This is a genomic window from Gluconobacter sp. P1D12_c (assembly GCF_018812105.1).
Classification (GTDB): domain Bacteria; phylum Pseudomonadota; class Alphaproteobacteria; order Acetobacterales; family Acetobacteraceae; genus Gluconobacter; species Gluconobacter oxydans_A.
On sequence record NZ_JACSIQ010000004.1, the window covers coordinates 221,506 to 240,511 of the forward strand.

Annotated in this window: 17 protein-coding genes and 1 other RNA gene; 15 read left to right on the forward strand and 3 right to left on the reverse strand. The window is 58.0% G+C overall.

Annotated features, from left to right (window positions below; genetic code table 11):
* Nucleotides 1–75: 75 nt before the first annotated feature.
* Together obgE and proB are read left to right on the forward strand one after the other, a co-directional pair.
* Nucleotides 76–1,086: a GTPase ObgE gene (gene obgE / locus KP705_RS06455; protein ID WP_046901384.1), complete on the forward strand. Its 1,011-nt coding sequence runs from the start codon at nt 76–78 to the stop codon at nt 1,084–1,086.
* Nucleotides 1,083–2,219 (forward strand): glutamate 5-kinase, encoded by a 1,137-nt coding sequence (gene proB / locus KP705_RS06460; protein ID WP_215764190.1) that lies wholly within the window; start codon nt 1,083–1,085, stop codon nt 2,217–2,219. Before obgE ends, proB begins: the two co-directional genes overlap by 4 nt.
* 24 nt (nt 2,220–2,243) lie before the next feature.
* Here proB and KP705_RS06465 read toward each other — a convergent pair whose 3' ends face one another.
* Both KP705_RS06465 and KP705_RS06470 read right to left on the reverse strand, forming a co-directional pair.
* Nucleotides 2,244–2,834, reverse strand: a complete 591-nt coding sequence (locus KP705_RS06465; protein WP_215764191.1) for a hypothetical protein — start codon at nt 2,832–2,834, stop codon at nt 2,244–2,246.
* A gap of 58 nt (nt 2,835–2,892) precedes the next feature.
* Nucleotides 2,893–3,159 (reverse strand): GapR family DNA-binding domain-containing protein, encoded by a 267-nt coding sequence (locus KP705_RS06470; RefSeq protein ID WP_007283547.1) that lies wholly within the window; start codon nt 3,157–3,159, stop codon nt 2,893–2,895.
* A gap of 270 nt (nt 3,160–3,429) precedes the next feature.
* Between KP705_RS06470 and zwf the strand changes: the two genes are divergently transcribed.
* Nucleotides 3,430–4,899 carry a glucose-6-phosphate dehydrogenase gene (zwf, locus tag KP705_RS06475; RefSeq protein ID WP_046901381.1) on the forward strand — a complete coding sequence of 490 codons (1,470 nt, stop codon included), beginning with the start codon at nt 3,430–3,432 and terminating at the stop codon, nt 4,897–4,899.
* Between the two features lie 6 nt (nt 4,900–4,905).
* Entirely contained in the window at nt 4,906–5,364 is a 459-nt protein-coding gene (locus KP705_RS06480) for a hypothetical protein (protein ID WP_046902046.1), read from the forward strand.
* Nucleotides 5,365–5,373: 9 nt separating this feature from the next.
* Here KP705_RS06480 and KP705_RS06485 read toward each other — a convergent pair whose 3' ends face one another.
* Nucleotides 5,374–6,366, reverse strand: coding sequence for an alpha/beta hydrolase (locus KP705_RS06485; protein ID WP_046901380.1), 993 nt, complete (start codon nt 6,364–6,366; stop codon nt 5,374–5,376).
* 75 nt (nt 6,367–6,441) lie between these two features.
* Between KP705_RS06485 and rnpB the strand changes: the two genes are divergently transcribed.
* The 11 genes from rnpB to murG all read left to right on the forward strand — a co-directional run bounded on the left by rnpB (nt 6,442) and on the right by murG (nt 18,979).
* An RNA gene (gene rnpB, locus KP705_RS06490) (RNase P RNA component class A) lies at nt 6,442–6,844 on the forward strand.
* 286 nt (nt 6,845–7,130) lie between these two features.
* Nucleotides 7,131–7,601 carry a division/cell wall cluster transcriptional repressor MraZ gene (mraZ, locus tag KP705_RS06495; protein ID WP_215764192.1) on the forward strand — a complete coding sequence of 157 codons (471 nt, stop codon included), beginning with the start codon at nt 7,131–7,133 and terminating at the stop codon, nt 7,599–7,601.
* Nucleotides 7,598–8,569 carry a 16S rRNA (cytosine(1402)-N(4))-methyltransferase RsmH gene (rsmH, locus tag KP705_RS06500; RefSeq protein WP_215764193.1) on the forward strand — a complete coding sequence of 324 codons (972 nt, stop codon included), beginning with the start codon at nt 7,598–7,600 and terminating at the stop codon, nt 8,567–8,569. The genes mraZ and rsmH overlap by 4 nt, the downstream gene beginning before the upstream one ends.
* The gene (locus KP705_RS06505) at nt 8,566–9,366 is read left to right on the forward strand and encodes a hypothetical protein (protein WP_046901377.1); all 801 of its coding nucleotides are present in this window, start codon (nt 8,566–8,568) and stop codon (nt 9,364–9,366) included. The genes rsmH and KP705_RS06505 overlap by 4 nt, the downstream gene beginning before the upstream one ends.
* A gap of 85 nt (nt 9,367–9,451) precedes the next feature.
* On the forward strand, nt 9,452–11,419 hold the full coding sequence (locus KP705_RS06510; protein ID WP_046901376.1) for a penicillin-binding protein 2: 1,968 nt from the start codon (nt 9,452–9,454) through the stop codon (nt 11,417–11,419).
* Nucleotides 11,420–11,427: 8 nt separating this feature from the next.
* The gene (locus tag KP705_RS06515; protein ID WP_046901375.1) at nt 11,428–12,879 is read left to right on the forward strand and encodes a UDP-N-acetylmuramoyl-L-alanyl-D-glutamate--2,6-diaminopimelate ligase; all 1,452 of its coding nucleotides are present in this window, start codon (nt 11,428–11,430) and stop codon (nt 12,877–12,879) included.
* Nucleotides 12,876–14,252, forward strand: coding sequence for a UDP-N-acetylmuramoyl-tripeptide--D-alanyl-D-alanine ligase (gene murF, locus KP705_RS06520; RefSeq protein ID WP_215764194.1), 1,377 nt, complete (start codon nt 12,876–12,878; stop codon nt 14,250–14,252). Before KP705_RS06515 ends, murF begins: the two co-directional genes overlap by 4 nt.
* Nucleotides 14,252–15,343 (forward strand): phospho-N-acetylmuramoyl-pentapeptide-transferase, encoded by a 1,092-nt coding sequence (gene mraY, locus KP705_RS06525; RefSeq protein WP_215764195.1) that lies wholly within the window; start codon nt 14,252–14,254, stop codon nt 15,341–15,343. The genes murF and mraY overlap by 1 nt, the downstream gene beginning before the upstream one ends.
* Entirely contained in the window at nt 15,340–16,686 is a 1,347-nt protein-coding gene (gene murD / locus KP705_RS06530) for a UDP-N-acetylmuramoyl-L-alanine--D-glutamate ligase (protein WP_215764196.1), read from the forward strand. Before mraY ends, murD begins: the two co-directional genes overlap by 4 nt.
* 5 nt (nt 16,687–16,691) lie before the next feature.
* On the forward strand, nt 16,692–17,885 hold the full coding sequence (locus tag KP705_RS06535) for an FtsW/RodA/SpoVE family cell cycle protein (RefSeq protein WP_086633620.1): 1,194 nt from the start codon (nt 16,692–16,694) through the stop codon (nt 17,883–17,885).
* Nucleotides 17,882–18,979: an undecaprenyldiphospho-muramoylpentapeptide beta-N-acetylglucosaminyltransferase gene (gene murG / locus KP705_RS06540; RefSeq protein WP_215764197.1), complete on the forward strand. Its 1,098-nt coding sequence runs from the start codon at nt 17,882–17,884 to the stop codon at nt 18,977–18,979. The genes KP705_RS06535 and murG overlap by 4 nt, the downstream gene beginning before the upstream one ends.
* Nucleotides 18,980–19,006 lie beyond the last annotated feature (27 nt).

A 19,006-nucleotide genomic window follows, 5' to 3' on the forward strand; every position in this document is an offset into this window, starting at 1 on the left:
CACCGCGCCCCAAGCGCGAGCGGAAGGGCCGGTCCTCCCAAGGGCCGGCCTTTTTCATATGTTGCGGATAATACGATGAAATTTCTCGACCAGGCCAAGATCTATGTACGTTCCGGCGATGGCGGTGACGGCGTGATCGCCTTCCGTCGGGAAAAGTACGTCGAATTCGGTGGCCCTGACGGTGGTAACGGCGGGCGTGGTGGAGATGTTCTTTTCCGCGCCGTCCCTGCCCTTAATACGCTGATCGACTTCCGATACACACAGCATTTCAAGGCCCGTAAAGGCGGCAACGGCGCAGGTTCCGATAGAACTGGCGCAGCTGCGGAAACCGTTATCATCAATGTGCCCGTCGGCACGCAGATCTTCGATGAAGACCGCGAGACACTCCTGGCCGACCTGGACGAAGACGGCAAGGAAATCCTTCTGTGCCGCGGCGGTGATGGTGGCAGAGGCAATGCCCATTACAAGACCAGCACCAATCGTGCGCCACGCCGTGCCGACAAGGGTTGGCCGGGTGAAGAGCGCTGGGTCTGGCTTCGCCTGAAACTCATTGCAGATGTGGGCCTTGTTGGCCTCCCGAATGCAGGCAAATCTACGCTTCTTTCCGTAGCATCCCGCGCGCGGCCGAAAATTGCAGACTACCCATTTACCACTCTACATCCGCAGCTTGGTGTCGTACGCCTGAATACGACTGAAGAATTCGTCATTGCGGACATTCCAGGACTGATCGAAGGCGCAAGCGAAGGCGCAGGCCTCGGCGACCGCTTCCTGGGTCATGTCGAGCGCTGTGCAACGCTGCTTCATCTGATTGATGGAACAGAATCGCAGATCGTAAAGCACTGGCGCCTGATCCGGAATGAGCTTGAAGCGTATGATCCGGTTCTGGCCGCCAAACCTGAAATCATTGTGCTCAATAAGTGCGATTCTCTGACTGCCGAACAGAAATCAGCCAAAAAACGGGCTCTAGCAAAAGCATCTGGCGCAGAAGTGCTGACACTCTCCGGTGTGACAGGCGAAGGCCTGCCCGAGTTGCTCCGGCTCCTTCAGGATCGTGTTAATGCAGCAAAGGAAAGCAAGCTGGCATGACCGCCAAGGCCCCTGCCCCTCAACTGGCGCAGGCGCGCCGGATTGTTATCAAGGTTGGAAGCGCTCTTCTTGTTGACGGCGCACAGGCAGCTCTGCGGGCCGATTGGCTGCGCAGTGTCTGTGAGGACATCGCCAGCCTAAAGAAAGCGGGCACAGAAGTTGTTGTTGTTTCCTCAGGGGCAATTTCACTTGCAAGGCACCAACTGGGCCTGATGAACCGCCGCCTGCGCCTCGACGAGAAGCAGGCACTTGCTACTGTCGGGCAGATTGGTCTTGCTCAGGGCTGGAGTGATGCCCTCGCCCAGCATGGACTTGTCGCCGGGCAGTTACTTCTCACGCCCGACGATACGGAAAGCCGTGAGCGCCATCTGAATGCTCGCGCCACACTCCAGACACTGCTGGACCTTGGCTGCATTCCCGTCATCAATGAAAATGATGCCATCGCCACCTCAGAAATCCGCTTTGGTGACAATGATCGCCTAGGTGCCCGTGTGGCACAGATGATTGAAGCGGACTGTCTTGTCCTCCTTTCCGACATTGACGGTCTTTACACGGCGGACCCGCGCACGGATCCAGCGGCGCGTCATATTCCGGTCATTAAGCAAGTGACAGACGACATCATGGCGATGGGGGGCGAGCCTCCACCTGGCTATTCGTCTGGTGGAATGCGCACGAAACTTATGGCAGCCCGCATTGCCAACCGTGCTGGCGCATCCATGATCATTGCAGCAGGACAGGCACAGAACCCCATTCAGAAGCTCCTGGATGGTGGTTTGTGCACCTGGTTCCTTCCCCAGACGGATACGGGCTCTGCGCGCAAACGTTGGATCGGAAGCAGCCTGCACCCCAAGGGAGCTCTTGTGGTTGACGCAGGAGCGCGAAATGCCCTGATTGTGGGCGCGTCACTTCTGCCTGCCGGTGTTACCGCGATTGACGGGCACTTTGAGCGCGGAGATCTGGTGCTGATCAAAGATGAGCAGGGAGATGTGCTGGGTCGCGGTTTGGCGTCCTACACAGCGAAAGAGTGCACGAAACTTATCGGCCATCGCTCCGAGGAAATGGAGCAGCTTTTAGGCTATCGTGGTCGCGATGTTCTGATTCATCGGGATGACCTTGTGCTGGATCAGCACTAAAGCCACTCCAGCACAAAGTTGTGCCTAGCCCCTTGGAGGCCACCGGAGCTTCGGCTCCGCACGGGTTCTAAAAGCCTCGTCATCGTCACTTCGAGCAGATACAGACCGAGGGGCAAGCTCTTCCCGCTCCCGCGCAGCGCTCTGTCGCGTCTGCTCACCCTCCCAAGGAGCGCGGGACCAGCTTTTTTTAGAGGTCTCAGGCTTCTTGGCTACTCTGCGCAGAGCATCAGGGTCAGCCACCAACGGACCGTCCTCATAGGACGGTCCCTCAGCGCGCACGACAGCGGCAGGCTCAAAATAATCTGCCGGCTCCGAAGGTACGCGCTCAACTGAGGGCGTTTTCTGAACAGGCGCACGAACACCAACAGTCCGGCTTTCCTCGTCAGCAGGCCGCCCGGCGGCAACCATCCGGTCTGATGGCGGGGCCGTCAGACGCAGGGACAGTGATTGAAGCTCTGCACGCAGTTCTCCAATTTGGAACTCGAGTTCTTGCAATCGTGGCTTAACACCGAAAACGGCAAACGGCATGCAGACTAATGCCAGCGCGAACAGCCCGGCAATAATCAGCAGAGACATCAATGCCCATGCGGGCAACCATGAAATATCGGGCATCATGCTCCGGTCCGGATATTAAGAGAGCCAGACAACGCGGGTTCGATCCGGAAACGCCGGATTACATGCCAAGAGCGCGGCGATAGATATCAAGAAGCGTTTCCTGCTCTTCCACTTCCGCAGGCTCCTGCTTGCGTAGCTTGATGATCTGCTTGATCACCTTCACGTCAAAACCGGCAGACTTCGCTTCAGAGAAAATATCCTTGATGTCACCCGCCAGAGCCTTGCGTTCTTCCTCCAGACGCTCGACCCGCTCAATGATGGAGCGCAGGCGGTCAGCAGCAATGCCACCCGTTGCGGCGCCTTCGATTTTGCTTTCTGCGTCCATGTTCATTTTCCTTTTTCAGGCATAAGTCCGGGGCATCGCAGAGATGCGACACCAGCCGCGCGGCTTATCGCGCCAAGGCTTGGGAGGTCAACGGAATTATGTGCACATTTAGGGAACGCACGCGTTTCCGTGATGCCTCCTCCCGATGTCGTGCATGCCCGTTCCCTTGACATAAAGCCCCCCAGAGCGGAACTAGACCCTGCCTGCAAAGGCCTGAACCCTAAACCCTTTTCCCCCGACAATCCGGGTTCGAGAGGTCAGAGAGCACCCATGGAACACGTCCAGCAAGTCGAACCATTCGACTATGTTATCTTTGGCGCCACCGGCGATCTCACAATGCGCAAGCTTCTGCCTGCGCTTTATAACCGTCTCCGCATGGGACAGATACCAGACGATGCCCGCATCATTGGTACTGCCCGTACGGATATCGACCGGGACGGCTATGTTGCCCGCGCCAAAGAGGCGCTGGAACGCTTCATCCCCGATGATGTCCGATCTCCGGTCCTCGTAGACCGTTTTCTCGGACTTTTACACTACGTCACACTTGATGGCACGAAGGCCGACAGTGAATGGAGCGCCCTGTCCTCCATTCTCTCCGAAGCCCCGGCTGACCGGATCCGCGTCTATTATTTCGCGACGGCACCTCAGCTGTACGGAAGAATTTGCGAAAATCTTCACAGCCACAATCTCGTATCGCCGCATTCGCGCGTCGTGCTGGAAAAGCCGATCGGCACGGATATGGCGACTGCGACAGCCATCAATGACGGCGTGGGCCAGTATTTCCCCGAGAATCAGGTCTATCGTATTGACCATTATCTCGGGAAAGAGACGGTCCAGAACGTTCTGGCTCTTCGCTTTGCCAATCCGATCATGAACGCCGTCTGGTCTGCCGAGCAGATCGAGAGCGTTCAGATCACGGCTGCTGAAACCGTCGGGGTTGAAGGTCGCGCATCCTACTACGACACATCAGGCGCCATGCGGGACATGATCCAGAATCATCTCCTGCAGGTGTTGTGTCTGGTCGCGATGGAAGCGCCTGATTCCCTGGAAGCCGATACCGTCCGTAATGCCAAGCTGGCCGTGCTGAACGCACTCCGTCCGATTACGGATGAGACTGTCGCTTCTGAGACCGTCCGCGCGCAGTACACTGCCGGCGTTGTCGGTGGCCAGAGTGTTCCGGGCTATCTGGAAGAACTTGGACAGCCGAGCAACACGGAAACATACGCTGCAGTGCGTGCCTGGGTTGATACCCCACGCTGGAAAGGCGTTCCTTTCTATATCCGGACGGCCAAGCGCTCTGCACGCAAGGTTAGCGAGATCGTTATTCGCTTCCGTGCTGCGCCGACAGCTTTGTTTGGTGCGACGCCACCGGGAAACCGGCTGGTTATTCGCATTCAGCCGAATGAGGGTGTTGAGCTACAGCTGAACGTCAAGAACCCGGCTCTGGACGCCTATACCTTGCGTACGGCAGATCTCGACACGACAATCCGCATGGAAGGCGGCCTCCCCTTCCCGGACTCGTATGAGCGCCTTCTGCTTGACGCGGTGCGTGGGAATCCGGTTCTGTTCATTCGCCGTGACGAAGTTGAAGCGGCATGGCGCTGGGCCGAGCCTGTGCTCAAGGCCTGGAGCGAGAACAAGGTGCCGATGCAGACTTACAGTGCCGGGTCTTATGGTCCCGAGAAATCTGCAGCGCTGCTCGCCGACAAGGGCGACAAGTGGCACGAAGACATGGAGTAATTGCTTTTGACTGACCCCGCGAACGCGAAGCCCCGTTTTACACGGGGCACACGGCGTCCGCCCCGTACACTCAAACAGCACCTGATGCGCCGGCTCCTGATTGTGGTGCCGGCGTTTCTGCTGATGTTCGTGGTCGTTCGTTCCGGACTTTTGGATTTTTCCTACGACAAGTTCACGTTCAACAAGCTGAGCTGGTTCGATAATACAGCCCTTGTGGAACATCTGCGGCTTGTCGTGACCAACGACGGACTGACGGACATGCCCAAGCGTTGTCTCGTGTTCGTTGTGAATGGCAATGCTGCCGAGAATAATCCGGACATTGATGTCTTGGGACGCCACGGTAACGGCTGCCCCGGAGACAAACCGTCAGCTGACAAACTGTTCAGCCTGAAGGTTGATCGCAGTGAGCGCACGATTCAAACCGATGCGGGAACGCCTGGCACGTTCCACGAACTGCGGCTTTAAAGCTTCCGCTCAGGAAGGTCGTGATCCGGCCTTCCTGAAAGCCTCACGTAAAAATACGCCCCCTTCCCGCAATGCCGTCCGCCCATCCCTGAACAGGGCATAGCCGTTCAGAAAGCCGTGGATCATGCGCGGGAACAGTCGATATCGAACCGCTACACCTCCGTCTCCGAGCAGACGGGCGTAGAGCTCCCCCTCGCCTCTCAGCGGATCGAATCCGGCCGTTACGATCATCGCAGGCGGGAGATCCGTGAAGGTCTCGGCAAAGACAGGCGAGAATTCCGGATCGAACAGGTCCTCCGGGGATGAAAGGGTCTGCCCGCAATACCAGTGTAGCAACTCCGTCGTAAGCATATAGCCTTGACCGTATGTCTGTCGGGACGGTGGAATAACGGGACCACTGACGGCCGGGTAATACAGAAGCTGGGCCGCCAGACCAATACCGGGATCAGTCCGGCTCCAATGCGTAAGAGCGGCCGAGAGATTTCCGCCTGCACTATCTCCCGCCACCGCGATTGGAAGACTGGGCGCAACCTGTCGGAGCCATTTGAGGGCTGCCTGCGCGTCTCTCAGACCCGCCGGGAAACGATGCTCAGGGGCTAGACGGTAGTCGAGTGAAAGGACCATTGCACCCGATGCTGCGGCCAGTCGGCAGCAGATGCCGTGGTGAGAGATCGTATCGCAATGAACGAATCCCCCGCCATGCAGGAACAGCACGACACCCGTGACTTTCCCTCTTGGACGGTAGAGCCGTGCAGGCCGCTCTCCGATTTCGCCAGGGACCTTGATATCGATCCACTTGCGAATTCGAAGGGACGACAGACATTGAGGGAAGCTGGGACGCCCGGTGATGCGCCGGATCTGGGCGCGCGCGGCGGCTGACGGCATGGGCGCAGGAATATCTGGCACTACATCAACAGACACAGAATGGGAGACTATCCCCCGCCGCCGGGCCTGCCATTCCAGCCAGAAAAGAAAGATCCGCAGAGCAAAAGTCGGTTGCATTCCAGCATCATGGCGCCAAATGAACCGAAAGTCTGCCCTTGACCCGCACTCGCTCCCGGCGCAAGGTCCGGCCCGCCAGACGGCTGGACGATCGCTGTGACCGGGATGAGGATCCCTGTCATGGAGGAAAGTCCGGGCTCCATGGGAAAACGGTACCGGCTAACAGCCGGCGGGGGCGACCCTAGGGACAGTGCCACAGAAAACAGACCGCCCGCCGGACTGTTCCTTCTGGAACATGTCGCGGGTAAGGGCGAAACGGTGCGGTAAAAGCGCACCGCGATTCCGGCAACGGCATCGGTCACGGTAAACCCTACCGGGAGCAAAACCGAATAGGAACGGCAGGCTGTCGCAAGGCAGCCGGGAGCGTCTCACTCCGTCGTTCGGGTTGGTTGCGTGAGGCATGCAGCGATGCATGTCCCAGAGGAATGATCGTCCCGCCTTTGGCGGACAGAACCCGGCTTACAGGCCGTCTGGCACCTCTGATGAAAAACGTTCTCCAGTAATTCTCAAAAGCTACATCATGAGAACATAAAGGGAACAAATAACGGCAGGTATAGATCTCGCCGTGCGATTATCCCTGATAATTCCTAACAAACAGCAAAAAATCGCGTCACAATTTCCACCATGAAAATAGCCGCAGTTTTCTGCGGTTTTTCGCAGATATATGTTTGACGTCCCATGAAATCCCATGGTATCCCAAGAAAGAACAGAGAAATACCTGATCACCTTGCGCAAGTCCTGAAGTGAAGGGAGGCACATCATCAATGAGCATGTTCCTCGGCACACATCAGAACCGCTTTGACGCCAAGGGACGCGTTTCCATTCCGGCCCCCTTCCGATCCGCTCTCAGAACGCAGGCTCAGCCTGGCGAAGCGCTGGTCATTCTTCGGCCTTCACATCTTCATCCGTGCATCGAAGCCTGGACGTCCGCCGCTTTCGCCTCTCTGGCGCAGCCTCTGGACGAATACGATCCATTCTCTGAAGACCACGAAGATCTAGCTGCCAGCCTCTATGCAGATGCGTATCCGCTCGACAGCGACAAGGAAGGCCGGATCATTCTTCCCGATGTTCTGCGCGCCCATGCATCGTTAAGCGACGAAGTGTCCTTCATGGGACTGGGGCGCGTTTTCCAGATCTGGAATCCGACAGCAGCAGCAGAACGTCGTCACCAGGCTCGTGCACGGGCAAAAGAACTTACCAGCAGCCGCAAACCGGCCACCGGAGATGCGGCATGAACGCAATCACACTCGTCCATCAAGGACATGTTCCCGTCATGCTGAAGGAGGTGCTCAAAGCACTTTCCCCGCGTGAAGGCGGCCGGTATCTGGATGGGACATTTGGCGGCGGCGGGTACGCACGCGCCATACTCAACAGCGCAGATTGCACCCTGCACGGCATTGACCGTGACCCGACTGCGATTGCCCGTGGCGAAGCCATGGCCGAGCAGGCCAATGGTCGACTGTTCATGCATCAGGGAACATTCGGGGACATGGAAGCGCTTGTCGGGCAGGACGGGCCGTTTGACGGCATCGTTCTGGACCTCGGTGTTTCTTCCTTCCAGATTGATCAGGCTGAACGCGGTTTTTCTTTCCGCAATGATGGTCCGCTGGATATGCGCATGGGGGGCGAAGGACCCTCTGCTGCCGATCTGGTAAATTCCATGAAGGAAGGTGATCTGGCGGATGTTCTCTATCGTTATGGCGAAGAGAAGCTGTCCCGTCGCATCGCACGCGCCATTGTGGCTGCCCGCGCGGAAGAGCCCATTACGACTACGGGCCGCCTCGCTCACATCGTTCGGTCCTGCGTCCCCAAAGACCGCTCCAAGATCGATCCCGCTACACGCAGCTTTCAGGGTCTCCGGATTGCCGTGAATGACGAGCTGGGCGAACTGGAACGCGCGCTGGAAGCAGCCCCTCGCCTTCTGGCTCCCGGCGGCGTGTTCGTTGTTGTGACCTTCCATTCCCTTGAAGATCGTCTGGCCAAGCGCGCCATGGCGGAACTGGCAGGTCGTACTGCCAATCCGTCCCGCTATGACCCGGCGCCTGTCCGGAAAGAGCCTTCGGCTTTTTCTCTCCTGTATTCCCGCCCCCTGCCTGCCACGGAAGAGGAAGCGCGGGATAACCCCAGAGCACGCAGCGCCCGGTTGCGCGCCCTGGTTCGTAATTCCGCCCCACAACCGCCCGCCTCAGGAAACCGAGCATGATCCGGCCCTTCACCATCGCCTGCGCTGTTCTCGCCGCAGGGTCTGGCCTGTTTCTCTATACCAAGAAGCATGAGACGACGGTCCTCGACCAGAAGATCACCAAGGTCGTACAGGAGACGCAAAAAGTCCGCGCGCAGACAGCCATGATGCGCACGGAATGGGCCCTGTTGAACCAGCCGGATCGCCTGAACACCTTGGCAGCGCGCTTTCTTCCCGACCTTCACCCTATGGCCCCGGATCAGTTCATCCGCATGGCCAGTCTTGAAGCACGCCTTCCAAACCCGGGCTCTCGCCCTGTTCCAACAGATCCGCGAGAAAGCCTGCATGAAGTCGTCAACCGTGCGGCGACCGAGGCACATCTTCCGCTGCCGGCTCCTCCGGTTGTTCACCCAGTTGCGCCTGTTCAGCATGCTCCGGTTATTGCTGCAGCCACCCCTGCAGTTCCTGCACCTCATGTCATGACAGCCCGTGCCGTCACGACGCATGTTGCTCACCCTCATGCTGACCGGATTGTCCATTCCCCAGACATGGATCTGGCCTCTGCTCGTCCTGTGACGCCGCATGTCAGTGCGACAACCCGTTCGGACGTGACGCCAACCGTTCGTCTTGTGAGCTATCATGGCGCACGCCCGACACCGCTGGTCGCGGCTGCGTGGCATACACAACCCGTCCATCAGGTTCGTGAGGCGTCTTTGACCCGCGTTGCAGAAGAACGCCCACGCCCGCACCATCATGCCAGCTCTGCGCTGGGAAATGACGAAGACGCATTGCCCCCGCCAGTTCCGTTGGCTAACTGAGACCCTCTCTTCTTTATTAACTGCTCGTTCAGTATTTTCCGGATAGCTTCGGGCGAGCACCTTAGACAGGACGCAACGCCGCACGATGCCCCAGGACGTGCCACCCCCATCAGGTTCGCGTCGCGCAGCGCGCCCGGGCAAACGGGCAGAGCGGCGCGACTCACAGACGGCAGTGCGAACGCCTTCCCGCCGTCTTAATCTGGATCAGATGCATAGTCGCCTTCTGGGCGTCGGCATGGGTTTTCTGGCCATTTATGGCGCAGTTGCCCTCAAAGCCACGTTCGCAACGGTGCTGATGCCTATGGAGCCCGAGAAGCGCCAGATCGCACCTCAGGTTCCAGAAATTCCGAAAAGCGATCCACGTGGTGAAATGGCAGGCGATTTCGTCCTGCCTACAGTCAAACGCGCCACCATTACCGACCGTAACGGGCAGGCCTTGGCGCTGTCTCTCCCCGTCGCGCAGGTTTACGCCAACCCGATGGAACTGATTGATCCGGAGGACGCGACAAAGAAGCTTAAAACCGTTCTGCCCAAGCTGGATGAAGCCGAAACTGTTCGTCGTCTCTCGCTGAAGAAGCAGTTCGTTTACATCGCTCGTGATATTTCTCCTGTGCAGGAAATCGCGATCAATAATCTTGGTATTCCCGGTATTTATTTTGAAGCCGGTGAGCGCCGTCATTACCCGCTTGGCCGGACTGCTGCTCAGATCATGGGCAGCGTGGATATTGATGATCATGGCATTGCTGGCGTGGAGCGCTTTTTTGATCAGCGCCTGAATTCGGATCGCACGCCTCTACGCCTGTCTCTGGATGTTCGCGTTCAGGCTGTCGCGCATGATGAACTGATGGCAGCCAAAGACGAGTTCTCGGCTATCGGTGCTTCGGCCATTGTCATGGATGTTCGAACCGGTGAAATTCTGGCCATGGTCAGCCTCCCTGACTATGACGCGAATGATTTCAATCACGCACCGAACGACGCGCGCTTCAACCGTGCTGTGACAGGCATGTACGAGCCTGGCTCGACATTTAAGCTCCAGACAGCTGCAATGGGTCTTCAGCTTGGTGTGGTTCATATCTGGGATCGGTTTTCGACCATTCCCATTCGGGTTGGCCGCTTCACCATCCGCGACATGAAGACTGATCACTTTGCGCCATGGCTATCTCTGCCGGGTGTGCTGGCCTATTCATCCAACCCGGCTGCGGCTCATATTGCACTGGACGTCGGCGCCCAACGCCAGCAGGACTGGCTGCGGAGCATGGGCTTCTTCAACCGCGTCCCGGTAGAGTTGCCTGAAGCCGGACGCCCTCTTGTACCCGCATCGAAAAACTGGGGCCTCTCCACTGTCATGACTGTCGGCTTCGGTCATGGTGTGGCTGAGCCTCCGCTGGCCATTGTCCGTGGCACGGCGGCCACCGTGAATGGCGGCATTCTTTTGAAGCCCACACTGGTGGCCCGGGATCAGCAGGACGAAAGCCAGACACCTGATGCCAAGGTGCGTCCTGTTGTTTACAAGCCCGATGAGTCAGATAGCGGCGATGACATTGGAGCACAGACACCTGTCGGAACGCGGGTTCTGTCAGAGAAGACGTCTGCCCTGCTACGCAAACTGCTGCGTCTTGACGTTACCCTGGGAAGCGGCAAATCGGCTGAAGTTCCAGGGTATTACGTGGGTGGCAAAACAGGCACGGCTGAAAAAATCGGTGCTCATGGTGGATACCTGAAACACGTCAACGTTTCGGCCTTCACCAGTGTTTTCCCGATGAACAACCCGCATTATGCGGTGTATGTCATGCTCGATAGCCCACAGGGCACTGCGGCCACACATGGCTGGACCACCGCCGCATGGAACGCAGCGCCGACTGTCAAGAAAATCATTTCCCGTGTTGGACCTATCCTGAACCAGTTCCCGGATACGGCCAACAAGGACGCCATTGATGCATCTCTCGCCATCCCCATGAATCCGTCCGTGCCAGCGGGCTATCGTGCCCTTGGCCCTGGTAACGACCCTGGGGATCCGCGCAATCAGGCGCACACTCCCAAGACACAGCACTGAGCCTGCCCATGCGTCTCTCTGAACTCCTCCGGCAGAATGGTTCCGTTCTGTCGCCTTCCGTTGACCCTGAAATCTGCGCGGTCACAGCAGACAGCAGACAGGTCCAGCCGGGCACGCTGTTTTTCGCTCTCCGTGGCGCAAAACAGGACGGAGCAGCTTTCATCCCACAAGCGGTCGCGAATGGTGCGGCTGCCGTTATTGCTGATCATCCGGCGCAAGCCGATATTCCTGTTCTGCTCACCCCTGATGCCAAGCGCCTGCTCGCGTTGACCGCTGTAACTCTTGCTGGTCCGCAGCCGACCTGTATCGCCGCGGTCACGGGAACAAACGGCAAAAGCAGCACGGCAGAGTTTCTCCGCCAGATCTGGACGCTTCAGGGCTTCAAGGCCGCCAGCCTTGGAACGCTTGGACTGATTGCGAACGTTGACGTCCCGCCCCCACCGTCGCTCACAACGCCCGATCCCGTGTCTTTGGCCCAAACGCTTGCCTCTCTGGCACAGTATGGTGTGGATCATGTTGCGCTTGAAGCATCCTCACACGGACTGGAACAGCATCGCCTCGATGGCGTGACACTGAACGCAGCGGGCTTCTCAAATCTGACGCGCGACCATCTGGATTACCACGGCACGATTTCAGCTTATCGTGAAGCCAAGCTACGTCTCTTTGAAGACCTTTTGCCGGCAGATGGCATCGCTGCGGTCAATGCGGATATGGATCCGGAGACATTCAACGCCCTGAAGGCATTAGCAGCCCAGCGCGGTATGACACTCCGTACAGTAGGCAAGACAGGCATGGCCCTACGCCTCCTTGAAACCACACCCACACCTACCGGTCAGATCGTTCGGCTCTCCCTTTATGGAGAAGAGCTTCCGGAAATGACTTTGGCATTACCTGGCCTGTTCCAGGCTGATAATGCCATGCTGGCAGCCGCGATGTGCTGGCAGGATGAAAGCGAAGCACGAAGCATTGTGGAATACCTGCCGCAATTGACCGGTGTCCGCGGACGATGTGAGCGCGCAGCTGAGCTCTCCAATGGAGCAGCCGCCTACGTCGATTATGCCCACACACCGGATGCGCTGGAACGCGTTCTCGCCAGCCTCCGTCCACACACTCAGGGACGGCTGGTCGTCGTGTTTGGTGCGGGCGGAGATCGCGATCGTGGCAAGCGCCCATTGATGGGCGAAGTTGCAGCGCGCATGGCGGACCTGGCGATTGTCACAGACGATAATCCGCGCACGGAAGATCCGCAGAGTATTCGTTCCGCCATTCATGCAGCCTGCCCGGAAGCACACGAAATCGGGGACAGGAGGTCTGCGATCGCCGCAGGGCTGGACGCGCTTCAGCCAGGTGACATTCTGGTTGTTGCCGGCAAGGGTCATGAGCAGGGACAGATTGTTGGTCAAACCGTTCTTCCGTTCGATGACCGCAGCGTTATCCGTGAACTCGCAGGTGCAGCATGAGCGTTCTCTGGACATCCGAAGAGCTTCGTGATGCGACAAATGGCCGCCTTGAAGCCGACGTTTCCGTCACCGGAATTTCCATTGATACGCGGACACTGAAATCTGGCGACCTTTTCATCGCACTTAAGGGCGATGCCAGTGATGGCCACGCTCACATCGCGCAAGCCCTCCATGCCGGGGCAGCGTGTGTGATGGTGCATGACACCAGAGGCCTGACAGATCCACGCTTCCTGATCGTTGCCGATACGATGACGGGTCTGGAAGCACTGGGACGCTTCGCACGCGCGCGGTTCGGTGGAAAAGTCGTTGCGATTACAGGCAGCGTCGGCAAGACCACGACGAAAGACATGCTCCGCACCGCACTTTCTGCGCTCGGGCCGACACATGCTGCCATCGCCTCATACAATAATCACTGGGGCGTGCCTCTCACCTTAGCGCGCCTCCCCCGCGACGCACGTTTTTGCGTGAGTGAGATTGGCATGAACCATGTGGGGGAAATCGCCCCCTTGGCTGCGCAGGTTCGCCCGGACGTCGGGATCATTACCACTATCGGAACAGCACATCTGGGCCACATGGGAAGCGTGGAAGAAATCGCGCGTGAAAAATCCCAGCTCTTCAGTGCATTACCACCACACGGGACGGCCATTGCTCCAGACGATGCTGTGGGGCAAGACCTGTTTCAGGCAGCTCTTCCTGACCATACATCTCTTTGGTTAAGCGGCTTCTCTGCTGCCGCCCAAGTCCGGTTAGAAAACCTGGTCTGCACCGCGGAAGGCAGCACTTTTACCCTGACATTCCCTAATGCTCCGAGCGTGTCCGTCAGATTAACAGCTCCCGGCCGACATCTGGCGCGAAATACCGCGCTGGCTCTCGGAGCTGTCGCAGCCCTTGGCGAAAATGTGCAGGATGCGGCTAAAGCGTTGACCGGGTTTGTTCCAGGAGCAGGCCGCGGACAGATACGTACTGTGCTGAACGGCGTGCAGTTGCTTGATGAAAGCTACAATGCATCCACGACCAGCATTCGTTCGGCGCTAGAGACTCTCTCGCTTCTTCCCGCCAAACGGCGCGTCGTCGCTCTAGGAGACATCCGTGAGCTTGGCGAGTTCGCAGAGGCAGAACATCGTTCTCTTGCGGATGCCGTAATCGCATCAGATGCACTGGCTTTCTGCTGCGGCACCCACATGCACGCGCTTTACGAAGCTCTTCCCGAAACCGTGCGGGGTGGTTATGCCCCGGACGCGTCTTCCCTCGCCCCCCTTCTGTGTGATGCTCTCCGCCCCGGTGACCTTCTGCTTGTCAAAGGCAGTTTGGGCAGCCGGATGCGCGATGTCATTGCGGCCCTCGATAACGCTTCCAACCCGGTCTCTGCCTGATGCTGTTCAATCTCGTCGCCTCTCATGCCTCATCGCATGGCGGGTTCTTCAACCTCTTCCATTATCTGACGTTCCGCTCGGGTTGTGCGTGCCTGACGGCGCTGGTGATCTCGCTGGCGCTTGGCAACCCCTTCATTGCACAGCTCAAACGGATCCAGCGTGAAGGGCAACCTATCCGCACGCTTGGTCCGGAACGGCATATTCTGGAAAAGGCTGGCACGCCAACAATGGGCGGGATGCTGATCCTGATCGCGCTGTTCTCCGCGACGCTGTTGTGGGCAGACCTGACCAACGGTTTCGTCTGGGCCATTATGCTCACGACTGCCGCATTCGGTGCCGTTGGCTTTGCAGACGACTATCTGAAGCTCTCCCGCCGTAACACGAAAGGTGTGTCCAAGCGTGTACGGCTCGGATGTGAGTTTGCAGCTTCTCTCATCGCAGGCATCTGGCTCCAGCATCTGACGCCGCCGGAACTCCGTAATGCCGTCGCGTTCCCCTTCGTGAAGGATATCCTCCTTCCGCTCGGTTATGCCTTCCCACTTTTTGCCATGATTACGATCACAGGCTTCGGCAATGCCGTGAACTTCACTGATGGTCTGGATGGCCTGGCAATTGTTCCTGTCGTAATTGCAGCGCTCGTCTTTGCGCTGATTGCCTATCTCGTTGGTAACCATGTTTTTGCTGATTACCTCCAGCTTCACCCTGTTCCGGGCACCGGCGAACTAGCTGTGTTCTGCGCCGCACTGATTGGAGCGGGGCTTGGCTTCCTATGGTTCAATGCGCCCCCGGCGGCCGTTTTTATGGGTGATACAGGCTCCCTGTCCCTTGGCGGTGCACTGGGTGCCGTTGCTGTCGCCGTCAAACATGAGCTCGTTCTGTGCATTGTTGGCGGTGTGTTCGTCGCAGAAACACTCTCCGTCGTGATTCAGATTTTCTGGTTCAAGCGTACAGGCCGGCGTGTGTTCCTCATGGCACCGTTGCACCATCACTTTGAAAAGAAGGGCTGGCAGGAACCGAAGATCGTCGTACGATTCTGGATTGTCTCCATCGTTCTGGGGCTGTGTGGTCTGGCCACGCTGAAATTGAGATGACAGGCTTTCCGACAGATCTTCTCGCAGGCGAGCGCTATGCGGTTTGCGGCCTTGGTCGTAACGGTGCGGCCGTAGTCAGCGCGTTGCTGAACATGGGTGCCGAGGTTCAGGCATGGGATGATAACGCCCCGTCTCTGTCCCCTCATGAGCGGCTGACACTTGCACCACTGACAGACCTGTCCGGCATGACAGCGCTCGTCCTGTCTCCTGGTATTCCGCACATTCTGCCTAAGCCGCATCCCGTGGCCGAACTGGCCCGCGCTCAGAATGTGCAGATCCTGTCAGATGCAGAACTGCTTTATCGCAATGTCCGCAAAACCGGATCCAAAGCGCGTTTTGCCGCCATAACCGGTACTAACGGAAAATCCACAACAACAGCTCTGCTGGCTCATCTCCTGCAATCCGCCGGGGTTCCCTGTGTCGCGGGCGGCAATCTGGGCACTGCGTCTCTGGCACTTCCTCTTCTGGCTGATACCGGCGTTTACGTTATTGAGATGTCATCATACATGCTGGAACGGCTGGACCAGTTCCACGCTGCAACTGCCTGCCTGTTGAACATTACACCGGACCATCTTGATCGTCATGGAGACATGGATGGCTACGCGACAGCGAAAGCGCATGTCTTCGACAACATGACGTCCGAAGATCTGGCGGCAATCGGAGAAGACGATCCATGGTGCCTGACGATCGCGGAGAAAATTTCGTCACGGGGAATTCCCGTCACGATGCTGGCGCCGGATGCGGTTCCATCCTTCGACGGCCCGGCACTCCCCGGACGGCACAACCGTCAGAACGTTGCCGCGGCTTGGGCGATGGCAAAGCATCTTGGTTTGAGCGACACGGCTATTCGTGATGGATTGGCCTCATTTCCCGGTCTGGAACATCGGCTGCAAAAGGTAGCCGAGCGGGATGGTGTCGCGTTCATCAACGATAGCAAAGCAACTAATGCCGAAGCTGCGTCCAAGGCGCTTGGGTCCTACGACCGTGTGATGTGGATTGCAGGGGGAACGGCTAAAGCGGGAGGCATCGAGATGCTTGTCCCGTGGTTTGACCGCATTGCCCACGCGTTCCTCATTGGCCGAGATGCCTCTGTTCTTGCTGCAACACTTCAAGCCAATGACGTTCCCTACACGATGTGTGACACGCTTGATCGCGCAGTTCCCGCAGCGTTTGACGCAGCCGTTGCGGGTGGGGTCAAAACCGTTCTTCTGTCTCCGGCCTGTGCAAGTTTTGATCAGTTTCGCAGTTTTGAGGATCGTGGGTCACACTTTCTCCAGATTTGCGATAATATTGTGAAATCAGGCCATTCGGGCAAAATGCTCAAAGCAGAACAGGAAGGTTGACGGTCATGGCGGGCTCCTCCCGTGTCGATTCATCGGCAATCGCCCGCTGGTGGCGCAATACCGACCGGGTCACGCTCGCCTGTGTCGGAATTCTGATCGGCCTGGGTTATGTGCTGATGCTCGCGGCCAGCCCTGCCGTGGCTTCGAGAATTGGCGCATCCCGCAACATGTTCATCCTCAAGCAGGTGATCTTCCTGGCGCTGGCTGGGGCGATCGTGCTTGGTGTGTCTTATCTTTCGCGAGCCGGTGTCAAAAAGCTGGCCTTTATCGGGGGTATTCTTGCCCTCGCCGCCACAGCCATGACACTGGTGCACGGGATGGAGATCAAAGGCGCGCGCCGCTGGATCGCCCTGCCTATGATGTCCGTGCAGCCTTCAGAATTCCTTAAACCCTGCTTTGCCGTCATGACGGGCTGGCTGCTCTCCGCACGCCGGACGGTCGTTTTGCGGGGGAACATAGCGTTCCCCGGAATGCTGATCGCCTTCGCATGCTTTGGCGTCATTCTGGCGCTCCTCAAGTCCCAGCCGGACATTGGAATGTTGTCCGTCATCACCATGGTTTTCATGACGCAGCTCTTCGTCGACGGACTGCGTCTGTATTGGGTTGGGCTTTGTGTTGCAGGCATGATTGGTGCGTTCGGCATGGCGTTCGTCATGTTCCCGCACGTGCGCTCACGTGTTGAGCGGTTCCTGCATCCGGATGTCGGCGATCACTATCAGATCGACACGGCGCTTCGTGCTTTCGGAAATGGGGGTCTACTCGGACGTGGGCCGGGTGAAGGACGCGTCAAGGATCTGCTGCCTGATGCTCATGCCGACTTTGTTTTTGCCGTTGCCGGCGAAGAGTACGGCCTGTTGCTTTGCTTCGGCATTATCACCGTGTTCGGCATTATCGTTCTTCGCACCCTGCTGAAGCTTATGCGGGAAGAAGATCCTTTTGTGATTGTCTCTGCGGCAGGCCTGGTCACAGGGTTCGGACTACAGGCTTTCGTCAATATGGGGTCCACACTTCACCTCATCCCAACAAAGGGTATGACGCTGCCATTCATTTCGTATGGTGGGAGTTCCGCCATGTCCATTGCTCTGACCATGGGAATGGTCCTTGCCCTGACGCGCCATCACGTTGGTCCGGGCAAGATTGCCCAGCGTGTCGCCACCCCTTACACCCCCGGCTCCCTTCTTGAGAGAAACACCCCATGAAACGTCCGATTGTCGTTGCTGCCGGTGGAACCGGAGGGCATTTTTTCCCGGCTGAAGCTGTTGCAACCGTCCTGGCAGAACGTGGGCATGACCTTGTTCTTATGACAGACGCCAGACATGGACGGCGTGAGACCGGCCTGTTCAAAGATCGGCCTCAGTATGTGCTGGATGGTGCAGGCGTGGCTGGCAAAGGCCTTGGGGGGAAAGTCCGCGGCGTCACTGCACTTCTGCGAGGTATGCTGGAAGCACGCCGGGTCCTCAAAACACTCGATGCGGCCGCTGTTGTCGGGTTTGGAGGATATCCATCCATTCCGCCGCTTCTGGCCTCTCGCATGTTGCCAAAATCGCAACGTCCGGAAATGGTTATTCACGAAGGAAACGCGGTTCTCGGACAGGCAAACGCCTTTCTGTCGCGCTTTTCTCCGCTCATCGCCACGTCTTATGACAGCGTTGCGCGCCTCCCACAGGGCGCCCGCATCACTTTGACGGGTATGCCTGTTCGGGCCGGGATCGAAGCCCTGTTCGGGCAACCCTATACCGCCCCGACAGAGACTGTTCGGCTCCTGATCTGGGGTGGCTCTCTCGGTGCCCGCGTATTTTCAGATGTTGTGCCACAGGCTCTGGCTGCTCTGCCGGTTGGCTTCCGCACACGTCTGCATGTCACGCAACAGGTTCGTGCGGAAGACACCGATCGCGTTCGTGCCATCTATGAAGATGCTGGTATTGCGGTTGAGGTTGAACCTTTTTTCAACGACGTTCCCGAGCGACTGAAATCAGCACACCTGGTTATTGGTCGCGCAGGCGGATCTTCTGTCGCGGAACTGGCGATGGCCGGACTGCCATCCATTCTTGTACCCCTGCCCATTGCAGCCTCTGACGAACAGGGCGCGAATGGCAAAGCATTACAGGATGCGGGCGCTGCCTGGATGGTTCGTCAGCCGGATTTCACATCTGCCGCTCTCACAGCTCTTGTTGCGGACCTGATTACCCATCCTGAGCGTCTGTCCGCTGCGGCCGAAGCTGCACGTCAGTTTGCTCGCCCTCATGCTGCCGCAAAGGTAGCAGACCTGATCGAAGCTGGCCTTCGGTCCTGATCATCTCTTTTTTACCCTATTACCTCA

Coding starts and splice junctions, on each gene's coding strand:
- KP705_RS06535 (WP_086633620.1), top strand. CDS start 16,692: ATGGCGGGCTCCTCCCGTGTCGATTCATCGGCAATCGCCCGCTGGTGG.
- mraY (WP_215764195.1), top strand. CDS start 14,252: ATGCTGTTCAATCTCGTCGCCTCTCATGCCTCATCGCATGGCGGGTTC.
- murD (WP_215764196.1), top strand. CDS start 15,340: ATGACAGGCTTTCCGACAGATCTTCTCGCAGGCGAGCGCTATGCGGTT.
- proB (WP_215764190.1), top strand. CDS start 1,083: ATGACCGCCAAGGCCCCTGCCCCTCAACTGGCGCAGGCGCGCCGGATT.
- KP705_RS06485 (WP_046901380.1), bottom strand. CDS start 6,366: ATGCAACCGACTTTTGCTCTGCGGATCTTTCTTTTCTGGCTGGAATGG.
- mraZ (WP_215764192.1), top strand. CDS start 7,131: ATGAGCATGTTCCTCGGCACACATCAGAACCGCTTTGACGCCAAGGGA.
- KP705_RS06515 (WP_046901375.1), top strand. CDS start 11,428: ATGCGTCTCTCTGAACTCCTCCGGCAGAATGGTTCCGTTCTGTCGCCT.
- KP705_RS06470 (WP_007283547.1), bottom strand. CDS start 3,159: ATGGACGCAGAAAGCAAAATCGAAGGCGCCGCAACGGGTGGCATTGCT.
- zwf (WP_046901381.1), top strand. CDS start 3,430: ATGGAACACGTCCAGCAAGTCGAACCATTCGACTATGTTATCTTTGGC.
- KP705_RS06510 (WP_046901376.1), top strand. CDS start 9,452: ATGCCCCAGGACGTGCCACCCCCATCAGGTTCGCGTCGCGCAGCGCGC.
- obgE (WP_046901384.1), top strand. CDS start 76: ATGAAATTTCTCGACCAGGCCAAGATCTATGTACGTTCCGGCGATGGC.
- KP705_RS06465 (WP_215764191.1), bottom strand. CDS start 2,834: ATGATGCCCGATATTTCATGGTTGCCCGCATGGGCATTGATGTCTCTG.
- murF (WP_215764194.1), top strand. CDS start 12,876: ATGAGCGTTCTCTGGACATCCGAAGAGCTTCGTGATGCGACAAATGGC.
- murG (WP_215764197.1), top strand. CDS start 17,882: ATGAAACGTCCGATTGTCGTTGCTGCCGGTGGAACCGGAGGGCATTTT.
- KP705_RS06505 (WP_046901377.1), top strand. CDS start 8,566: ATGATCCGGCCCTTCACCATCGCCTGCGCTGTTCTCGCCGCAGGGTCT.
- rsmH (WP_215764193.1), top strand. CDS start 7,598: ATGAACGCAATCACACTCGTCCATCAAGGACATGTTCCCGTCATGCTG.